This is a genomic window from Mycobacterium sp., from assembly GCF_965230835.1.
Taxonomy (GTDB): domain Bacteria; phylum Actinomycetota; class Actinomycetes; order Mycobacteriales; family Mycobacteriaceae; genus Mycobacterium.
In genome coordinates, this window is sequence record NZ_CBDDLW010000002.1 from 3,560,524 (window position 1) to 3,580,052 (window position 19,529).

15 protein-coding genes are annotated in these 19,529 nt (G+C 62.1%); 5 read left to right on the top strand and 10 right to left on the bottom strand.

Going from position 1 to position 19,529, the window contains the following annotated elements; genetic code table 11:
- Positions 1-46: 46 nt before the first annotated feature.
- The gene (locus ACO07W_RS16785) at positions 47-1,234 is read left to right on the top strand and encodes an RNA-guided endonuclease InsQ/TnpB family protein (protein ID WP_421841682.1); all 1,188 of its coding nucleotides are present in this window, start codon (positions 47-49) and stop codon (positions 1,232-1,234) included.
- Positions 1,235-1,325: 91 nt separating this feature from the next.
- Here ACO07W_RS16785 and ACO07W_RS16790 read toward each other — a convergent pair whose 3' ends face one another.
- The 9 genes from ACO07W_RS16790 to ACO07W_RS16830 form a co-directional block, all read right to left on the bottom strand.
- Complete coding sequence (locus ACO07W_RS16790) at positions 1,326-1,871, bottom strand: nitroreductase family deazaflavin-dependent oxidoreductase (protein ID WP_421844879.1); 546 nt, start codon at positions 1,869-1,871, stop codon at positions 1,326-1,328.
- A 310-nt stretch (positions 1,872-2,181) separates the two neighbouring features.
- Entirely contained in the window at positions 2,182-5,916 is a 3,735-nt protein-coding gene (metH, locus tag ACO07W_RS16795) for a methionine synthase (protein ID WP_421844880.1), read from the bottom strand.
- Between the two features lie 98 nt (positions 5,917-6,014).
- Positions 6,015-6,203 carry a hypothetical protein gene (locus tag ACO07W_RS16800; protein WP_421844881.1) on the bottom strand — a complete coding sequence of 63 codons (189 nt, stop codon included), beginning with the start codon at positions 6,201-6,203 and terminating at the stop codon, positions 6,015-6,017.
- A gap of 376 nt (positions 6,204-6,579) precedes the next feature.
- Positions 6,580-8,133 (bottom strand): succinic semialdehyde dehydrogenase, encoded by a 1,554-nt coding sequence (locus ACO07W_RS16805; protein ID WP_421844882.1) that lies wholly within the window; start codon positions 8,131-8,133, stop codon positions 6,580-6,582.
- A gap of 168 nt (positions 8,134-8,301) precedes the next feature.
- Positions 8,302-8,874, bottom strand: a complete 573-nt coding sequence (locus ACO07W_RS16810; RefSeq protein ID WP_421844883.1) for a DUF5313 family protein — start codon at positions 8,872-8,874, stop codon at positions 8,302-8,304.
- Positions 8,875-8,958: 84 nt separating this feature from the next.
- Positions 8,959-10,626, bottom strand: coding sequence for an ABC transporter family substrate-binding protein (locus ACO07W_RS16815; protein ID WP_421846056.1), 1,668 nt, complete (start codon positions 10,624-10,626; stop codon positions 8,959-8,961).
- 76 nt (positions 10,627-10,702) lie between these two features.
- Positions 10,703-12,595: a dipeptide ABC transporter ATP-binding protein gene (locus ACO07W_RS16820; protein WP_421844884.1), complete on the bottom strand. Its 1,893-nt coding sequence runs from the start codon at positions 12,593-12,595 to the stop codon at positions 10,703-10,705.
- Positions 12,592-13,488, bottom strand: coding sequence for an ABC transporter permease (locus ACO07W_RS16825; RefSeq protein ID WP_421844885.1), 897 nt, complete (start codon positions 13,486-13,488; stop codon positions 12,592-12,594). Before ACO07W_RS16825 ends, ACO07W_RS16820 begins: the two co-directional genes overlap by 4 nt.
- A gap of 1 nt (position 13,489) precedes the next feature.
- On the bottom strand, positions 13,490-14,467 hold the full coding sequence (locus ACO07W_RS16830) for an ABC transporter permease (RefSeq protein WP_421844886.1): 978 nt from the start codon (positions 14,465-14,467) through the stop codon (positions 13,490-13,492).
- Between the two features lie 241 nt (positions 14,468-14,708).
- Here ACO07W_RS16830 and ACO07W_RS16835 point away from each other — a divergent pair, with 241 nt between their 5' ends.
- The 4 genes from ACO07W_RS16835 to ACO07W_RS16850 all read left to right on the top strand — a co-directional run bounded on the left by ACO07W_RS16835 (position 14,709) and on the right by ACO07W_RS16850 (position 19,080).
- The gene (locus tag ACO07W_RS16835; RefSeq protein ID WP_421844887.1) at positions 14,709-15,200 is read left to right on the top strand and encodes a beta-class carbonic anhydrase; all 492 of its coding nucleotides are present in this window, start codon (positions 14,709-14,711) and stop codon (positions 15,198-15,200) included.
- 471 nt (positions 15,201-15,671) lie between these two features.
- Positions 15,672-16,655, top strand: a complete 984-nt coding sequence (cysD, locus tag ACO07W_RS16840) for a sulfate adenylyltransferase subunit CysD (RefSeq protein WP_421844888.1) — start codon at positions 15,672-15,674, stop codon at positions 16,653-16,655.
- Positions 16,655-18,508, top strand: coding sequence for an adenylyl-sulfate kinase (cysC, locus tag ACO07W_RS16845; protein ID WP_421844889.1), 1,854 nt, complete (start codon positions 16,655-16,657; stop codon positions 18,506-18,508). Before cysD ends, cysC begins: the two co-directional genes overlap by 1 nt.
- 86 nt (positions 18,509-18,594) lie before the next feature.
- Entirely contained in the window at positions 18,595-19,080 is a 486-nt protein-coding gene (locus ACO07W_RS16850; protein WP_421844890.1) for an Rrf2 family transcriptional regulator, read from the top strand.
- Positions 19,081-19,107: 27 nt separating this feature from the next.
- Here the strand turns inward: ACO07W_RS16850 and ACO07W_RS16855 are convergent, their stop codons facing one another.
- Positions 19,108-19,497 carry a VOC family protein gene (locus ACO07W_RS16855; RefSeq protein ID WP_421844891.1) on the bottom strand — a complete coding sequence of 130 codons (390 nt, stop codon included), beginning with the start codon at positions 19,495-19,497 and terminating at the stop codon, positions 19,108-19,110.
- Positions 19,498-19,529 lie beyond the last annotated feature (32 nt).

The following is a 19,529-nucleotide window of genomic DNA, read 5'->3' on the forward strand; positions in this document are numbered from 1 at the left end:
GCGGCGTGGCCGCCGCTTGTCGGTGCCCGGCACTATCGTGACTGGTATGAGTGCCGGGGCTGGTGAGGATGCGGGTAGCGGCAAAGCCCGCTACACCTACCGGCTGCGCATGTCGGGCGTCGCCGAAAAGGCTCTCCTGGTCGAGTGGGATCGCTGCCGCTGGGTGTGGAACCAGTGTGTCGCAGAATCGAAAAAAGCGCATCAGGCAGGCCAGACCTGCGGATACGCGGAACTCGACAAGCAACTAACTGGCTGGCGCCAACAGCAGGATTGGCTGGCCGCTGGATCGGCGGTACCGCATCAACAAACCGTGCGTGACTTCGCGAAATCGCGGGCAAAAGCGCTCAAGGACATCCGGAACCGGCTGCCGATGCGAGCCCGTGCTGGATTCCCCACATTCAAGAAGAAGCAACTCGCCGCGCCCACCCTCAACTACAACCGCAACGCCTTCCGGCTCGTAGACCGGGTGCTGTTTTTGGCGAAAGGTGTTGTGGTGCGGCCGGTGTGGTCGCGGGAGCTGCCTACTGCGCCGTCGAGTGTGCGCGTCTACCGCGACAGTCTGGGGCACTGGTATGCCTCGTTTGTGGTGAAAGCCCAAGCCGAGCCGCTACCAGTCACGGGCCGGGTAGTTGGTATCGACTGGGGTGTGAAGGCTATAGCTACCACCACCAGCGCTGAGCATGATTTGGCGCACCCGCAGCACGGTAAAACCGGATCCGACAAGCTGGCCCGCTATCAGCGGGCCATGGCGCGACGGCGCCCCGGAAAAGGGAAGCCAGGTAGTCGGCGCTACCGGGCGGCTAAAAGGTTGGCGGCCAAGGCGCACAAGAAGGTTGCGCGTCAACGCCAGCAGGACGCACGAATGTGGGCGAAAAACCTGGTCAATGATTTCGATGCGGTAGCAGTCGAGGACTTCAAGCCAAAGTTTTTGGCGAAGTCGACGATGGCGCGTAAGGCCGCCGATGCGGGTATCCGTATCGCGAAAACAGAACTTGTGAACATGGCGGGCAAGCATGGCCGTTGTGTTGTGATGGTGGACCCGAAGTACACCAGCACCGACTGCGGACAGTGCGGGGCAAGAGCCACGCACCGCCTGCCGCTGTCGCAACGCATCTACACCTGTGCCACGTGCGGCACAGTCGCGGACAGGGATCGAAACGCGGCGCAGGTGGTTTTAAACCGGGCAGGGCTGAACCCCGGCGGCGTAGACGGTGTAAGACCCGACGCGGCGTAGCTGCGCTAGGCAACCCGAGCTGCGGAATCCCCCGCATTTATGCGGGGGAGCAGTCAACTCGCTGCGGGCTCGTTCAACAGCGAACGTCGCGCTACGCTGGGCGGCGTAGCGCTGTCTGGTCACCTTCGGCTTGTGCGGCAGTTAAGCTGAGTCGGAACAGGGGAATCCGGCGACCAAGATGCGCCGTCTTGGCCCGATAGTCGGCATAGCCGGTGTAAACCTTTTCAGCTAGTCCGTATAGACGTTCGTACTCGTTGGGGTCCGTAACTTCTACCGCTACAAAGCTATCTCCGCCGAATACGCATTCCGGGTTTGCTACCAGGTTGTAGGTCCACTGGGGATGTGTCGCCCCGCCAAAATTAGAACCGATCAAGATCGGATCGTTTTGGTCGTGGAAGTAGGCGAGTTGAACTTTTCGTTGCTTCCGCGTCTTCGCTCCCGTGGTTACCAGGGTGGCAGTAGCGATGATCTGAAGCCGCGCCAGGTAGCCTCGGCTGTCGAAGCGGTACAGGTATGGCTCGATACGAGCAGCGATGAGACGCGCATATAGCTGCCCGAGGCGGGAACGGCCGAATCGGACCATCGCACGGTACATCCAGCCATGCTTCCTGTGCGGATCGACGTGTTGCAGCGGCATCTATGCTCCTTCATCTCAACGAGTCTGGGTCGCGGACCGCTCTGCAGTGTCGCAGACGAGGCCGGCTGCCCCGGTGGGGGCTCGGTCGCAACTCAAGACGTCTTTTGCAACGTTCTTACGGATTGCCCTGATGGAAGGTTCACCGTTGGCCGCCTTCGCCTCCGACCCGCTCAGGCAGAGCAAACCGGTTGACGACCTCGATGGCTAGCAGAAGCTAGGCGTCGACGACGGTGCCGGCTACCTCTTCAATACGGCCGAATGGGGCGGGTTTTCGTGACCTTCGCGGTATGGTCCTCAACCGGTCGTGGGCTCAATCCTCCGGGTTGTAGCCGAGGTTGGGGCCCAGCCACCGCTCGGCTTCCTGCATCGTCCAGCCCTTTCGACTCGCATAGTCGGCGACCTGGTCTTGGGCCAGCCGGCCGACGACGAAATACTGCGACTGTGGGTGCGAGAAGTACCAACCGCTGACGGCAGCGCCGGGCCACATTGCCATCGACTCAGTCAGCTCGATACCTGTCCGCTCCTGGACGTCCATCAATTCCCAGAGCGTTGCCTTCTCGGTGTGCTCTGGGCAGGCCGGGTAGCCGGGGGCAGGGCGGATTCCCACGTACTTCTCGCGGATAAGCGCGTCGTTGTCCAACTGTTCGTCTTGTTGGAATCCCCAGAACTCCTTGCGGACCCGTTGGTGCATCCGTTCGGCGAACGCTTCTGCCAGCCGGTCGGCGAGCGACTCCAGCAGGATTGCACTGTAGTCGTCGAGGGCTTCCTTGAACTCCGCTATTTTGTCTTGGCTGCCGAGGCCCGCGGTGACGGCGAAGGCGCCGACGTAGTCAGCCAGGCCGGTGTCCTTGGGCGCGATGTAGTCGCTCAGCGACCGGTTCGGGATGCCGTCTCGGTGCTCGCCTTGCTGGCGCAGGTGGTGCAACGTGGTCATCACCTTGCCACGGGTCTCGTCGGTGTAGACCTCGATGTCGTCACCAACCGCGTTCGCCGGGAAGAATCCGATCACTCCGTTGGCCGTCAGCCACTTCTCACTGATCATGGCGTCGAGCATCTTCTGGGCATCGTCATACAGCTTGCGGGCGGTTTCGCCTGAGGCCGGGTTGTTCAGGATGTCGGGAAACTTGCCCTTCATCTCCCAGGCGTTGAAGAACGGCTGCCAGTCGATGTACTCACGCAGCTCGGCGAGGTCGTAGTTCTCGAACTCCCGTACCCCGATGCCGTTGGCGGGCACCGGCGGCGTGTAGCCCTCCCACTCGATTGGTGTCCGGTTCGCGCGGGCTTTCTCCAGCGTGAGCATCGGCCGCTCACGTTTCTGCGCATGTCGCTCGCGAAGGGCCGCGTAGTCGGTCTCGGTGGCTTCCAACAGCGCTGGCCGCTGCCTGTCATCCAATAGCGCTGCAGCGACAGGCACCGAGCGAGAAGCGTCTTTGACCCATACCACCGGGCCGGTGCGGCGCGGCGCCACCTTGACGGCCGTATGGGCGCGCGAGGTGGTCGCGCCACCGATGAGCAACGGGATCTCTAGTCCTTCCCGTTCCATCTCTACGGCGAAGTTGACCATCTCGTCCAGAGACGGGGTGATCAGGCCGGACAGCCCGATGATGTCGGCTTTGTGCTCTTTCGCCGCGTCCAGGATCTTCTGGGCGGGCACCATTACACCGAGGTCGATCACGGAGTAGTTGTTGCACTGCAAGACGACCCCAACAATGTTCTTGCCGATGTCGTGGACGTCGCCCTTCACAGTCGCCATCACGATCGTGCCGTTGCTGTCCTCACCTGCGGAATCGCCGGACTTTTCCTTCTCGGCCTCGATGTAGGGCAACAGGTACGCAACGGCCTTCTTCATCACCCGGGCCGACTTCACGACCTGGGGCAGGAACATCTTGCCCGCGCCGAACAGGTCACCAACGACGTTCATGCCGTCCATCAGTGGGCCCTCGATCACCTCGATCGGGCGACCGCCGGCGGCGGCGATTTCGGCGCGCAATTCCTCGGTGTCGGCATCGACGTGCGCGTCGATGCCCTTGACCAGGGCGTGTGTGATCCGCTCGCGAACCGGCAGGCCGCGCCACTCGGCTGCGACCGGATCCTCGGATTTCTCCGAGCTGTTGAACCGCTCAGCGATCTCCAGGAGCCGCTCGGCCGCATCCTCGCGGCGGTTCAAGACGACGTCTTCGATGCGGTCCCGCAGCTCCGGGTCGATCGAGTCGTAGGGCACCAGCGCACCGGCGTTGACGATGCCCATGTCCAGGCCGGCCTTGATAGCGTGAAACAGGAACACCGCGTGGATTGCCTCGCGGACCGGGTTGTTGCCCCGGAATGAGAACGACACGTTCGAGATACCGCCGGAGATGTGCACCCCGGGAAGGTTCTCCTTGATCCAGGCGCAGCCCTCGATGAAGTCGATGCCGTAGGTTGCGTGCTCCTCGATACCGGTGGCCAGCGCGAAGCAGTTGGGGTCGAAGATGATGTCTTCGGGCGGAAAGCTGACCTCTTCGGTCAGGACTCGGTAGGCGCGCCCGCAGATCTCCTTGCGGCGCTCTAGGTTGTCGGCCTGGCCCTTCTCGTCGAATGCCATCACGACGACGGCGGCACCGTACTTGCGGCACAACCGTGCCTCGCGGACGAACTTCTCCTCGCCCTCCTTCATGGAGATCGAGTTGACGATCGGCTTGCCCTGGACGTTCTTCAGGCCTGCCTCGATGACCTCCCACTTGGAGGAGTCGATCATCACCGGGACGCGGCTGATGTCCGGTTCGGCAGCGATCAGTTTGGTGAACCGGTCCATGGCGGCGATGCCGTCGATCATGCCCTCGTCCATGTTGATGTCGATGACCTGCGCACCAACCTCGACCTGCTGCAGGGCGACCGACAGGGCGGTGTCGTAGTCCTCGGCCTTGATCAGGTTGCGGAACCGGGCTGAGCCAGTGATGTTGGTGCGCTCACCGATGTTGACGAACAGGGAGCCGTCGGTGATGTTGAGCGGCTCTAGGCCCGAGAGCCGGGTGGCTAACTCGATCTCCGGAAGTTGGCGATGTGGCTTGCCCTCGACGACCTTGGCGATCTCGGCGATGTGTGCCGGCGTCGTTCCGCAGCAACCACCGACCAGGTTGACCAGGCTGGCCTCGGCGAATTCGGCGATGTAGCTGGCCTGGCGCTCTGGGGATTCGTCGTACTCGCCGAAGGCATTGGGCAGGCCGGCGTTCGGATAGCAAGAGACGAAGGTATCGGCGATCCGCGCCATTTCGGCGATATAGGGCCGCATCTCCGGCGCGCCCAGGGCGCAGTTGAGGCCGACCGCGATCGGCTTCGCGTGCCTGATCGAGTTCCAGAATGCTTCGGTTACCTGGCCCGACAACGTCCGTCCGGAAGCGTCGGTGATGGTTCCCGAGATGATCACCGGCCAGCGGCGTCCGCGGTCCTCGAACAACGTCTCCACGGCGAACACCGCCGCCTTGGCGTTCAGCGAGTCGAAGATCGTCTCGATGAGGATGATGTCGGAACCACCGTCGACCAGGCCGTTGGCGGCTTCGAGGTAGGCGGCAACGAGCTGGTCGTAGGAGATGTTGCGGGCTCCGGGGTCGTTGACGTCTGGCGAGATAGAGGCGGTCCGCGTCGTCGGCCCGAGCGTGCCGGCGACGTAGCGGGGCTTTTCCGGGGTGCTGAACTCGTCACAGGCTTTGCGGGCTAGGGCAGCGCCGGTGTAGTTCAGCTCGTAGCTCAGCTCCTCCATGTCGTAGTCGGAGAGTGAGACCGCGTTCGCGTTGAACGTATTTGTCTCCAGGATGTCGGCGCCCGCTTTGAGGTACTCGCGGTGGATGCCCTCGATAATGTGGGGCTGGGTCAGGGAGAGCAGGTCGTTATTCCCCACGAGATCGCTCGGCCAGTCCTTGAATCGCTCGCCACGGTAGCCGGCCTCGTCCGGCCGGTCCCGCTGGATCGCCGTTCCCATCGCGCCGTCGATCACCATAATCCGCTGGCCGAGCGTAGCTGTGAGCTCGGCGGCGCAGTCGGGGCGGATGTTCGGATCCCAAGCGTTCACGTACATTCCTTCCGTCGCGGAAGGCGTCCTTGGTTCTGCCGAGCGTGGCGGATACCGGGGGACCGGGACCCGTTGCAACGCCTCTCGACCAGGCAAGTCTACGTCGTCACCCGATCGACGGCTGGGACGCCCAACTCGTCGCCGCGATCTACACCGACCCGCCCGGCGACCGCGGAGCCCTTGAGCGACAGCTCGCGGATCATGTCGGCAATGACGTAGTCACTCAGGTCGGAGATATTGTACCCGAACGTATTTGGTTGTGACCGCTTCGGCGACTCAGGCGTCAAATGCCGCATGTTTTAGTGGCGCCACGAAAACCGCTGCAAACATCGGTTGCCGCGCTGGTCTATGACGGTCTGTGGGTTCGCGTATTCTGCCCCGACTCGGCCTGGGCCATATTGTCCGGGTTAGGAATTCATCGTGTGGGTTTTGTTTCCAGTGGCGATCGATTACCCGGGTTCGAGGTATTGGTCGCAGCTGTCTTTGCTGCGGCATTGACGTGGTTGTTGACCTACCTCGCGACATCCGCCACATTCAAGACCCACCGCTTTTGGTCTCGAAGGCTCGTTGATGTTTCCCGCTCAGGCCGACTGAGGCGCGCTAACGCTCCTCGCAGTGTGGGGTAGCGCGATCCGCGCTGGCAGCGGGCCTGCTAGCTGGGCGTCAGCGGATGCCGAGCTTTCGCATGAAACGCAGGCCCTGGATGGTTTGCGGGACCTTCTTACTCCAGTCGGTGTCCTCGGGGTTGGAGAGTACTTGTTTCTTCAGGACAGCAACGTTTTGCACATCGGTGTACTTGAGCAGGCCGGCCGCTCCGTGCCGACTACCGACACCCGAGGTCTTGAAACCGCCCGAGGTGCTTTTCTTGCTCGCGTATGACGCTGCCAGACCGTCGTTGATATTGATGTTGCCGGCCTCAATTCGGCGACCGACTGCCTCGGCCACGCCGAGGTCCTTGCCCCAGACGCTGGCATTGAGCCCGTAGTCGGTGTCATTGGCACGCGCGATTGCGTCTTCGAGGTCGGTGTAGCCGTAGATCGTGGCTACCGGCCCGAAGGTCTCCACGGTGGCGTGCGTCATATCGGGCGTGACACCGGTGAGCACGGTCGGCTCGAAGAACGCCGGTCCTAGGTCTGGGCGTGCCTTGCCCCCGGTGAGCAGGGTGGCGCCTTTGGCGATTGCGTCATTGACGTGGGCCTCGACACGGTCTTTGTGCGCAACCGAACCCAGCGAACCCATCAGTGGCCCGAAGTCATAGGTCGCGCCGACGTCGATGTCCTGCACCGCCTGGACGAACTTCGTGGTGAACTCCTCGCGCCGCGACTCTGGCACGTAGATCCGCTCGATGTGCATGCACGCCTGGCCGGCGTTGAGGAAAGTCGCAAAGAGCGCGCCGTTGATTGTTTCCTGCATGTCCGCGTCTTCGAGCACGATCAGTGGGTTCTTGCCGCCGAGCTCCAGTGTGCAGCCGATCAGGTTCTGACCCGCGCGGGCGCCGATCAACCGGCCGGTGGCGGTCGAACCGGTGAACATCACAAAGTCGGCGTTGTCCACGATTGAGGGCCCGATATCCGGGCCCTCGCCACACACCAGCTGAACCAAGCCGTCGGGGAGACCGGCTTCGTAAAGCAAATGGATGCCATAGCCGACATTGAGGGTGGACTTGTTGTCCGTCTTGAGCACGATCCCGTTGCCTGCGATCAGCGCCGGCATCGCATCGGACAGACTCGTGGCAAACGGAAAGTTCCACGGTGAAATCAATCCGACGATGCCTTTGGGCACCCGGACTTCGGTCGAGGTAGAAACGACCGGCACCACACCGCCGTGCTTTTTGTCCTTGAGCAGTCCCGGAGCTGCCTTGATGTAGTGGCTGGCGGTCATGACGGTGTCGCAGGTTTCCTCGAATGCCATCCGCCGGGCCTTGCCGGTCTCGGCCTGCATCAAGTCGACCACAGTCAGGTTCTTCTGCAGCAGCAACTCGTGGAAGCGCTTGATCACGCCGAGACGGCGCTTTAGTGGCCACGCTGCCCAGATGGTCTGTGCTTTGCGGGCGTTTGCGTAGCTCTGTTCGACATCCTCGGGACTTGACTGCGGCAAGTCGGCAAATTTGCGGCCTGTGTAGACCTCGATCACGGGGACTGTCTTGCCAGTGGTCGAGACCACCATTGCGGTGAGCTGGGCAAGTAGCTCCGGCGTGATTGATTGAGGCAGGTCCATGGCCGAGACTGTAACGCGTGGCTGCACGTCGGGACCGGGCAGGTCGCGCTGCCGTCACCGATTTGCCTCTATCTGTGGCCCGTGCGGCGACGCTGCGGCCGATGCCGGTGGAGCCGCTGCTGACCAATGGATTCGATCATGCAAGATCGGCGGTCAGCGGGCACAGTTCTAGTCGCTGTTACTGGACCGATAGATGGCGTCGTATCGGCGTCGCTCATCTGTTGTGGCCTTGCTCTGAGCCTCAGCCATCACCTGTGTGAAAGTGCCATCTGGGAACCCATGTTTACCCAGGCGGTACTGGGCGTATTGATCGATGTAGGACAGTGAGTAGATCACCGCCAGCAGGTACCCGCCGAGTGCGGCAGTCCACACAATCCAGGTATTGCCAGCCAGCACCAGGCCGACCAGCGCGAACGGAGCCAGCACCGCGCTGGTCCGTAGCACCTGTCGCACCCACCGGCTCGGTGCGGTGAGGTCGCGCAGTACCCACGGGCGGTAGTGCTCGGGCAGTGTGCGGCCGTAGGCATACCAGAACCAACGGATCGGGTCGGGCCGGTTCAGTTTTTTGCTGATGGGAGTCCTCCGTTCCTGATCGGCGCGAATATCACATGCGAATACGACACTAGTCGTCAGTACCTCGTGGATGTCCCGGAACGGTCCGCCGATGCTGGGTTTGCGCGGTGATCGCGAGATCTTGCGGGTCGACCTGTCGATCACCTTCAACATCTGCGGTGCGGTCATCGACGGTCGTGGAACGTTGATAGAACGCTTGTCGGGACGAAGCCTTGCCGGAACCAAAAATGATGTCTATCAAATGAACTGAGGTCAGTTCCGCATGAATCCGATTGCGGTGTAGTCCAGGTCGGCCAGCCCGGTGGCGCCGAAGTTGGCCAGGGTAGCGCGAACCGCGACGTCACCGGGGGATTGGGTCAGCGGCAGGCTGAATCCTTCGGCCCAGATGAGTTTGTCTACCTCGTTGGCCAAGGCTCGCGCTTTGCTCGGATCGAGTTCTTCGAGTGTTCGCTCGATGGCGGCGTCGATTTCGGGGCTGCCGATCTTGCCGAAGTTGCTCTCTCCATCGGATGCGTAGATCTGAGTCAGCGACGACAGCGGGAACGCATCGCCTGCCCAGCCGAACTGGGCGATGTCGAAAGCCCCGACGTTGATGTAATTGCTAAAGAAGCCACTACCGGACTTGGCTTGCAGCTCGAGTTTGACCCCGATCTGGGCGAGGGCGTTTTGTGCGATCTGAGCGAACTGCCGGGTGCTCCGCGCATCGTAGAACAAGTCGCGAATCACTAGCCGACGACCGTTCTTCTCTCGGAACTGGCCGTTGAGTTTCCAGCCCAGGGCGTCGAGTTCCCGTTTGGCCTGCTCCGGATCGTAAGCGACGCTGTTGTCCTGGTAGCCCTGTTGGCCGGCAACGAAGATATGGTTGTTTAGCGGGGCCGGGTCGTCGGCGAGGCCGTATAGCGTGACCTTGGCGATGGTCTCCCGGTCGATGCCCTTGGCAACGGCAAGGCGCAGCGCCTTATCGGCCAGAATCGACCCGGCGGCGCCGTTAAAGGTGAAGTGATACCAGCTCGGGCTGGGAGCGCGCCGAATGGAAATGCCCTTGGTGCGTTGTGCGATGGTCAGCTGGTCTAGCGTGCCTACTCCGGTCGCATCGATGGTGTTGTTCTGCAGCGCTGGTATCCGAGCCGCATCGTCGAGCACCAGGTAGGTGATGGTGTCCAGGCGCGGCGGGGTCCCCCACCATTTCGGATTTCGCGTCAAAATAATGCGTTGCGTGGTCCGGTCGAGCGACGAGACGATGAATGGACCAGCCGACGGACCGGGCCCGTTCAGTTGGCCTTTGTTGAACGCCTCGGGCGTCGCGGTCATCCTGGCGGGCATCAGCATGCCGTTGCCAGCGAACATTCCGCGCCACTCCGCGTAGGGCTTGGCGAAGGTCACGACGGCCTGCCGGTCGTCAACACCTCTGGTCACCGATGCGACGCGTTCGGCTCCACTGGTCGCCGCGATCTCGAACATCTTGTCCGAACCGCTGATTGCGTGGATCTGGCTGGCGATATCACGCCAGGTGATCGGTGTGCCGTCGGACCACACTGCCTTGGGATTGATGGTGTAGGTCACCACTTGCGGAGAAGTTGAGGTCAGCGTGACGCTGGTGAAGTAGTTGGTGTCGACCCTCGTTGAGCCATCCGGACCGATGATGAACGCCCGGGGCAAGGTGGCCTTCATCAGTGCTCCGACCTCGGCGGTGTTGCCGTCGATGTGCAGGATGTTGAAGTTGGGTGGAAAGTCGGTGAGCGATAGTCGAAGATTGCCGCCTTCTTGCAGCGTGGCAGGGTCTTGCGGGTTGATGTCGCTGGTGGTGCCAATCTCGGCGTGAGCGCCGGTGGCCGGCGCCTGGTGCGTGGTTGGCGCGCATCCGGCGAACAGCAGAGTGCCTGCCAACACCGCGGCCAGGGCGCGAAACCGGATCCACAACCAAGACCCGACAACCCGGGCACCGGTAGGAGCCGCGCGGCGCTTTGTTGCGGACCGATCCGCGGGACGGGTTCGGCTAGTCACCATTGCCATGCTTTACTTTGGGCCGCTGCCTGGTCTGTGCCGTCGGTCGGCTACGGGTGCCTGGGTCCGGTTGCGGCACCGCCCCCAGCAGGCGTCGGGTGTACTCATGTTTCGGGCGGCTGAAGACTTCCTGGCTATCGCCCTGCTCGACAATGGTACCGGCGAACATGACGGCGACTCGGTGAGCGAGGTGCTTGACCACCGAGAGGTCGTGGGACACGAATAGGTACGAAAGCCCGAACTTTTCCTGCAACTCAAGTAAGAGGTTGATGATCCCGGCCTGAATGGATACGTCAAGCGCCGATACCGGTTCGTCGAGTGCCAGAATCGTGGGTCGTAGTGCCAGCGCCCGCGCGATACCGATGCGCTGTTTTTGACCGCCCGAGAATTCGGCAGGGTAACGACTGGCATCGGCGCGGTGCAGTCCCACGGTGTCGAGTAGCTCGGCAACGCGAGCATGAGTGTCGTCCTTGCTGAACCCGTTGGCTTGCAACGGCTCAGCGAGCAAGTCAAACACGGGCAGCCGGGGGTCCAACGACGCTACCGGGTCTTGAAAGACGACCTGAATGTCGCGCCGCAACGATCGGCGGCCGGACCGGGAGAGGGTTGCGACATCGGCGCCCAGCACTTCAATCGATCCCGATTGGGGTGCGGCGAGTTCCAAGATCTGGTGCACGGTCGTCGATTTTCCCGATCCGGATTCGCCGACGATGCCGAGCGTGTGGCCTTGCCGCAAGTCGAAACTGACGCCGTCGACCGCCCGGACTTCGCCGATGGCCCGCCGCAGTACAACGCCCTTGGTCAGTCGGTAGGTCTTGACCAGGTCGCGCACCCGCAGGACGACCGACGCGTCGTGGGGTTCTGCCGCAACGCTTTCGGTGTTGACCCCGTAGATATCCGCGGCGCTGCGCCCGGTGATCTGGTCGGTTCGAATGCAGGCTGCCTGGTGATCGGCCGCGACTGCGATCAATTCTGGTTCCTCAGAGCGGCATTCGTCGATGGCCAGCGGGCATCGGGGTGCGAACGGGCACCCGGGCTCAAGGGCGGCCAGAGCCGGCGGTGCGCCCGGGATGGGCACCAATCGTGCACCCCGCGGGGCGTCCAATCGGGGCACTGATCCCAAGAGCCCAGCGGTGTAGGGCATCCGGCGATCGTGATAGAGCGAATTCACCCCGGCCGACTCCACAACTCGGCCCGCGTACATCACCAGAGCCCGGTCAGCGAACTCGGCGACGACACCAAGGTCGTGGGTGATGATCAAGACGCCGGCTCCGGTGACGTCGCGTGCTGTCCGGAGTACCTGAAGGATCTGTGCCTGCACGGTCACGTCGAGCGCAGTCGTGGGCTCGTCGCAGATCAACAAGTCAGGATCGTTGGCGATCGCGATCGCGATCACCACGCGTTGCCGTTCTCCGCCGGAGAGTTCGTGTGGGAAGGCGCGGGCTCGTCGGCTGGGTTGCGAGATGCCAACCAGCTCAAGCAGTTCGACCGCGTGTTGCCGGGCAGCCTTCTTTCCGACACTGGGTTGGTGCACCGTGACCGCCTCGGCGATCTGGTCGCCGACGGTGTAAACCGGGGTCAGCGCTGACATTGGGTCCTGGAAGACCGTGCCGATCGTCTTGCCGCGGATTCGCGACATCGCGTCGTCGGCGAGTCCGAGCAGCTCAGTGCCGTGCAGCCGTACTGAGCCGCGCACCTGTGCATACTCGGGCAACAGTCCGACCACCGCCATCGCCGCTGCGGTCTTACCCGAACCCGATTCGCCGACCATCGCCACCACTTCGCCCGGATCCACGTGGTACTGGATGCCGCGCACCGCATCGACTCGATCGCGGTCGCTGGGGAATGCGACGGCTAGATCGGTCACCTGGAGCAGCGGGTTCATCGGCCTGCGCCCCGCGTGGTGCCACTTCCGGGGTCGAGTGCGTCGCGCAGTCCATCGCCGGTCAGGTTCGCGCACACAAGAATCAGCACCAGAACCCCGGCCGGGAACAAGAACACCCAAGGGAATGTGGTCGCCGACGCGGTGCCGTCGGCGATCAGGGTTCCCAGGGAGACATCCGGCGGTTGAATCCCGAACCCGAGGAAGCTCAATCCAGTTTCGGCCAAAATGGCGGCGGCGACATTCAGCGCCGCGTCGATGATTAGGATGGATGCCACATTGGGTACCACGTGACCGATGATGATGCGACGGCTGGACACACCCATATACCTTGCTGCCCGGATGAATTCGCGGTCCCGCAGGCTCAGGGTCATGCCACGCACCATCCGGGAGCTGATCATCCAGCCGAAGCCCGCCAGCAGCAGAACCAGAAACATGATGTTGGCCGAGTTTTTGGTTCGCGGGGTGACGATCGCGATCAGGATGAAGCTGGGCACGACAAGAAGCAGGTCGACTAGCCACATCAGTGCTCTGTCCCGCCAGCCTCCGAAGTAGCCAGAGATCGTCCCGACAGCGGCGGCGATTGCGGTGGAGATAATGGCGACGCAGACCCCGATCAGCATCGATTTCTGCATCCCCCGCAATGTTTGTGCTAACAGGTCTTGGCCTAGCGCGTTGGTGCCCAGCCAGTGGTCGGTACTAGGCGGCTGCAGCAGCGCATCGAAGTCAAGGTCTTCGTAGGAATAGGGCAGCAGCGAAGGTAGTGCATAGCATCCGACGAACAGCAGGACCAGCAGTGCGAGCGACGCCACCGCGGAACGATGGCGCAGGAACCGTCTTATTACCAGCGTGCGGCGCGAGGCGAAATTTGCTGTTGCGGGGCCAGCGTCGGTCATGTCATGCCACCCGAACCCGGGGATCGAGAGCCGCGTAGATGATGTCGGAGAGCAGGCCCGCCAGCAGCACGACAGTTCCGGAGAACACGGTGATCGCCGCAACGATATTGGTGTCTTGAGTCGCGATGCCTCGGATCATCCATTCCCCCATGCCATGCCAGCCGAAGATTTTCTCGACGAAGACGGCGCCGGTTACCAGTCCGGCGACCCCGTAAGCGAACAGCGTGGCCATTGGTATCAGTGCGGTCCGCAGCCCGTGTTTGAACAGCGCTCGCCGCCGGGTCAGGCCTTTAGCGCGTGCGGTGCGAATGAAATCCTGGCCCAGGACGTCGAGCATCGCGTTGCGCTGATAGCGGCTGAAACCGGCGGCTGCACCCAGTGCAAGGGTGAGCGACGGCAGGACCAGATGCTGCAACCTGTCGAAGAGGTTCACCCATAACCCACCGGCGACACCTGGCGAGGTCTCGCCCGTGTAGTCGAATAGTTGTACTCCGAGCGCCCAGTTGATCCGCAGGGCGCTCAGAATCAATAGATTGGATACCACGAACGTTGGGGTGCTCAGCACCAGCAACGCCACCATGGTGACGAACCGATCGCTGAACCGGTACTGACGGATGGCGCCCCACGCCCCCAACACGACGCCTAGCACCGTGCCGGCCAGGGATCCAACGACCAGCAGGCGCAGACTGACGCCGATGCGGCGCCACAGCTCGCGAGAGACAGGCTGACCGGTGATGGTGGCTCCGAAGTCGCCGCGAACGGCGTGTGAAACCCAGTTGGCATAGCGAATCGGTATGGGTTTGTTCAAACCCAGCTCGGCGGCCTTGGTGTCGATAACTGCCTGCGGTGGGGGTGGGCTTCGCTGCATCAGGCTTTCCAACGGATTGAAAGCAAGCGAGGTCAGGCAGTAGGTCAGGAACGACGCTAGCGCCAGCAATACTAGGTAGTTGAGCAACCGGCGCGCCAAGAAGCGTGTCATTCCCGGTCGCCCCGCCCCTGTCGCATTGGGACAGGGTAGCGATCAGGCGAACGAAGTCGCGCCAACACGTCGAGTCGGTGGCTGCGGTGATCGGTAGTGACCGCTACCAGTGATGTGCACGTCGGCAACATTTCGATCGGGCCGATTTTCATTGGTGAAATCCACGGTCCTGATTGTTAGGCTCGCAGCGCGGTACCGATCTTTGTAGCAAATGCCAAAGGTGATACTCGAGGAGGCTTGCGTGACGGTGACCGAGGAAATTCTTGCCCACAATGCGCAGTACGCCAGCGCCTTCAAGGGCCCGCTGCCGATGCCGCCGAGCAAACACCTAGCGATTGTCGCTTGCATGGATGCGCGGCTTGACGTCTATCGCATGCTTGGCATCAACGAGGGTGAGGCCCATGTCATCCGTAACGCCGGCGGTGTGGTGACCGACGATGCGATCCGCTCGCTGGCTATCAGTCAGCGGTTGTTGGGGACGCGAGAGGTGATCCTCATTCACCACACCGACTGCGGGATGCTCACTTTTACCGACGACGACTTCAAGCGCTCAATCCAGGATGCTGTGGGAATCAAACCGCAATGGGCTGTCGAGGCCTTTCCCGATTCCGTCGCGGACGTGCGACAGTCGCTGCGCCGCATCGAAAACAGTCCTTTCGTCACCCAGCACGTTTCGCTGCGCGGGTTCGTCTTCGACGTCGCCACTGGCAAGCTCAACGAGGTCACGCTGTAGTGTCTGGCGGCTGCACGCTGGGTGTCCTTGACCGGGCTTGTAAAACGTAAGTGTCGTGGCGGTCGTATGGCCGTCCGGATAGACGATCTCTGCTTCGCCGTTGACTGGTGAACGCCCCACCCCGGTTGCCGGTCCGCCGGGGTCAGGTCGGTGGTGCCAGCCGGACATTGTGAATTCCGGCGCCATTGCCCCCGGTCACCCGCTGCAGCGGCGAAGAAGTGGTCGCGCCACCAGGCCGCTGCGTCGCTGCGACGTGCCGCACCGCGGTGGGATCGGTGCGGTGTGGCGATGGCCCGGCTAGCGCCATGTCTTCGACGGCAGCTTTCGATGGACCTCACGGATCGGATGTGATTCCCGGCTAGCCGGCGAACTGCGACTCAGGGCGGAAGCGGCTGATCGCATCGCAGCTGCTTAGAGCCCTGCAATGCATCGCATTGACAGGAGTGTCAATGCCTGGTTTCATAGCGGGTAATGATCATAAGTATGGTCAAATCGACCAACTTAATTGAGAAATATCAGGGTGTTATGACCAGCAATGTGAAAGCCGGCCCAGCGGTCGGGCAGTACGAACTGAGCCATCTGCGCTCGTTGGAAGCCGAGGCGATCCACATCATCCGAGAGGTGGTTGCCGAGTTCGAGCGGCCGGTGCTGTTGTTCTCGGGCGGCAAGGACTCCATCGTCATGCTGCACTTGGCGGTAAAGGCATTCCGTCCCGGGCGGTTGCCGTTCCCGGTGATGCACGTCGACACCGGCCACAATTTCGACGAGGTCATCACTACCCGCGACGAGCTGGTGGCCGATGCGGGTATCAGGTTGGTGGTGGCTTCGGTCCAGGAAGACATCGACGCTGGCCGCGTTGTCGAAACCATTCCGTCTCGAAATCCGATTCAGACGGTGACGCTGCTACGTGCCATTCGCGAGAACAAGTTCGACGCGGCGTTCGGCGGGGCGCGACGTGACGAGGAGAAGGCTCGCGCCAAGGAACGAGTGTTCAGCTTCCGCGACGAGTTCGGTCAGTGGGATCCGAAGGTCCAACGGCCGGAGCTATGGAACCTCTACAACGGTCGGCACCACAAGGGCGAACACATTCGTGTATTCCCACTGTCTAACTGGACCGAGTTCGACATCTGGTCGTATGTCGGTGCTGAGAAGCTAAGGCTGCCGTCGATCTATTTCGCGCACCGGCGAAAAGTATTCAGCCGCGACGGAATGCTACTGGCCGTGCACCGGCACATGCAGCCACGCGCCAGCGAGCCGGTGTTCGAAGCTATGGTCCGATTCCGCACCGTCGGAGACGTGACGTGCACCGGGTGCGTTGAGTCGTCGGCATCGACTGTTGCCGAGGTTATTGCCGAGACCGCGGTGTCCCGGTTGACCGAACGAGGGGCTACTCGCGCTGACGACCGAATATCGGAGGCTGGTATGGAAGACCGCAAGCGGCAGGGGTACTTCTGATGGTCGCATCAACAACGCTGCTGCGCGTCGCAACTGCTGGTTCGGTCGACGACGGCAAATCCACGCTGATCGGCCGCTTACTCTACGACTCGAAAGCCGTCATGGAAGACCAGTGGGCTTCGGTGGAGCGGACGTCGAAGGAGCGCGGCCATGAGTACACCGACCTAGCGCTTGTTACCGACGGACTGCGCGCCGAACGTGAGCAGGGTATCACCATCGATGTCGCCTACCGTTATTTCGCCACTCCCAAGCGGAAATTCATCATTGCTGATACCCCGGGCCACATCCAATACACCCGAAACATGGTGACTGGAACGTCCACCGCCCAGCTGGTGGTTGTGCTGGTGGACGCGCGGGCAGGCTTGCAGGAGCAATCCCGTCGGCATGCCTTCCTGGCGTCGTTGTTGGGCATCCGCCATCTTGTGCTGGCGGTGAACAAAATGGACCTGATCGACTGGGAAAGAAAAGCATTCGAGTCCATTCGTGACGAGTTTCACGCCTTTGCTGCGCGGCTCGATGTGCAGGACGTAACTTCCATTCCGATTTCTGCGCTGCATGGCGACAACGTAGTGACCAAATCCGACCAGACGCCTTGGTATGACGGGCCAGCGTTGTTGTCCCACCTCGAAGAGGTCTACATCGCCGGCGACCGCAACCTGGTGGACGTACGTTTCCCGGTCCAGTACGTCATTCGTCCGCATACTGTCGAACATCAAGACCACCGCAGCTACGCAGGGTCCGTGGCTAGTGGTGTGATGCGCCCGGGTGACGAAGTTGTCGTGCTGCCTATCGGCAAGACTACCCGGATCACCGCGATCAACGGAACGAACGGGCCTGTGGCGGAAGCGTTTCCGCCGATGGCGGTGGCGGTGGAGCTCGCCGATGAGATCGATATTTCGCGAGGCGACATGATCGCTCGCACCAACAACCAGCCCAGGATCACCCAGCAGTTCGACGCTACGGTGTGCTGGATGGCGGACTCTGGGGTGCTTGAGCCGGGCCGCGACTACGTTATCAAGCACACCACCCGAACAACGCGCGCGCGGATCACCGATCTGGACTATCGCCTCGACGTCAACACGCTGCATCGTGACAAGACAGCAACAGCATTGAAGCTCAACGAACTTGGTCGAATTTCGCTGCGCACTCAGGTGCCTCTGCTGCTCGACGAATATACGCGCAATGCCGCTACGGGATCGTTTATCCTCATCGACCCCAACACCAATGGAACGGTGGCGGCGGGCATGGTGTTGCGCGACGTTTCGGCTCAGACGCCGAGCCCAAACACGGTGCGGCACAAGTCACTGGTCACCGGCAAGGACCGGTTGTCGCGCGGGCGGACGGTGTGGTTCACGGGTTTGTCAGGGTCGGGTAAGTCATCAGTGGCCATGTTGGTCGAGCAGAAACTACTCGAAAACGGCATTCCTGCTTATGTTCTCGATGGCGACAATCTGCGTCATGGCCTCAATGCGGATCTGGGCTTCAGCATGGCCGACCGTGCGGAGAACCTGCGTCGGCTGGCGCATGTGGCGACCCTGCTCGCCGAAAGCGGCCATGTTGTGCTGGTACCGGCGATCAGCCCGCTTGCCGAGCACCGGGCGTTGGCCCGTAGGGTGCATATCGACGCTGGAATCGACTTCTTCGAGGTGTTCTGCGACACTCCGCTCGAGGACTGCGAGCGGCGTGATCCCAAAGGGTTGTACGCCAAGGCACGTGCCGGCGAGATTACCCATTTTACCGGGATTGACAGCCCCTACCAGCGGCCAAAGGATCCTGATTTACGGCTGACTCCTGAGCATGCCCTCGACGAGCTGGCGCAGCGGGTTATTGACCTGCTGCAGTCGAGGTTCTAGTCGCGAATCCATCGGGGGCTCGGTGCCGCGGCTTCGCCGCAGCGGCGCTCGGCGTCGTCGTCAGCGCGGGTGGCACAATTCTCGATATGCGCATGTCAGCCAAGGCGGAGTACGCAGTGCGGGCGATGGTTCAGCTCGCCACCGTCGGTAGCGGGACGTTGGTAAAGACCGACGACTTGGCCCAGGCACAGGGCATACCGCCGCAGTTTCTCGTCGACATTCTCACCAACCTGCGCACCGACCGGTTGGTGCGCAGTCACCGAGGTCGTGAGGGCGGCTATGAATTGGCACGCCCCGGAACCGAAATAAGCATTGCCGACGTACTGCGCTGTATCGATGGGCCGTTGGCTAGTGTCCGCGACATGGGTCTTGGCGACTTGCCCTACTGCGGCCCGACGGCGGCGTTGACTGATGTCTGGCGAGCGTTGCGCGCCAGCATGCGTGCGGTGCTAGAGGCGACAACCTTGGCCGATGTCGCGGTTGGCGCCCTACCTGAGAGCGTCATACAACTCGCCAATGACTATCGGGATCAGGAAAAGACGCGGCACGGCTTGCCGAATGGCGGCGACTAAGAGCCACCCCCGATGCTTCGAGTCTGCTCAACCGTTCGAGCCATAGGGGTGAGTGAGGATCTCGAGGAAGTGCCCGGAGGGGTCCAGGAAGTACACCCCGCGGCCGCCGTCTCGGTGGTTGATCTCGCCAGGTCGTGTCGAGCCCGGGTCCGCCCAGTGCGGTAGCTCGCGCGCTTGGATCCTGGCGTAGATCGCATCGAAATCCTTGTCGGAAACCAGAAACGCGTAGTGCTGCGGCGGGATTTCCACGCCTGCGGGGACGTCGGCGTAGTCCAGATTGGCGCCGTGTTCTAGGGCGACAACCATGAAGCGCCCAAACGGTTCAGGACTTGGCAGTCCGAACAGGTCGGTGAGAAATTCCGCGGACTTTTTCTTGTCGTGTGACGCGACAATGGTGTGGTTGAAGCTGATCGTCATTGTCTTTCCCAGTCAACCACCACTGGCACAAA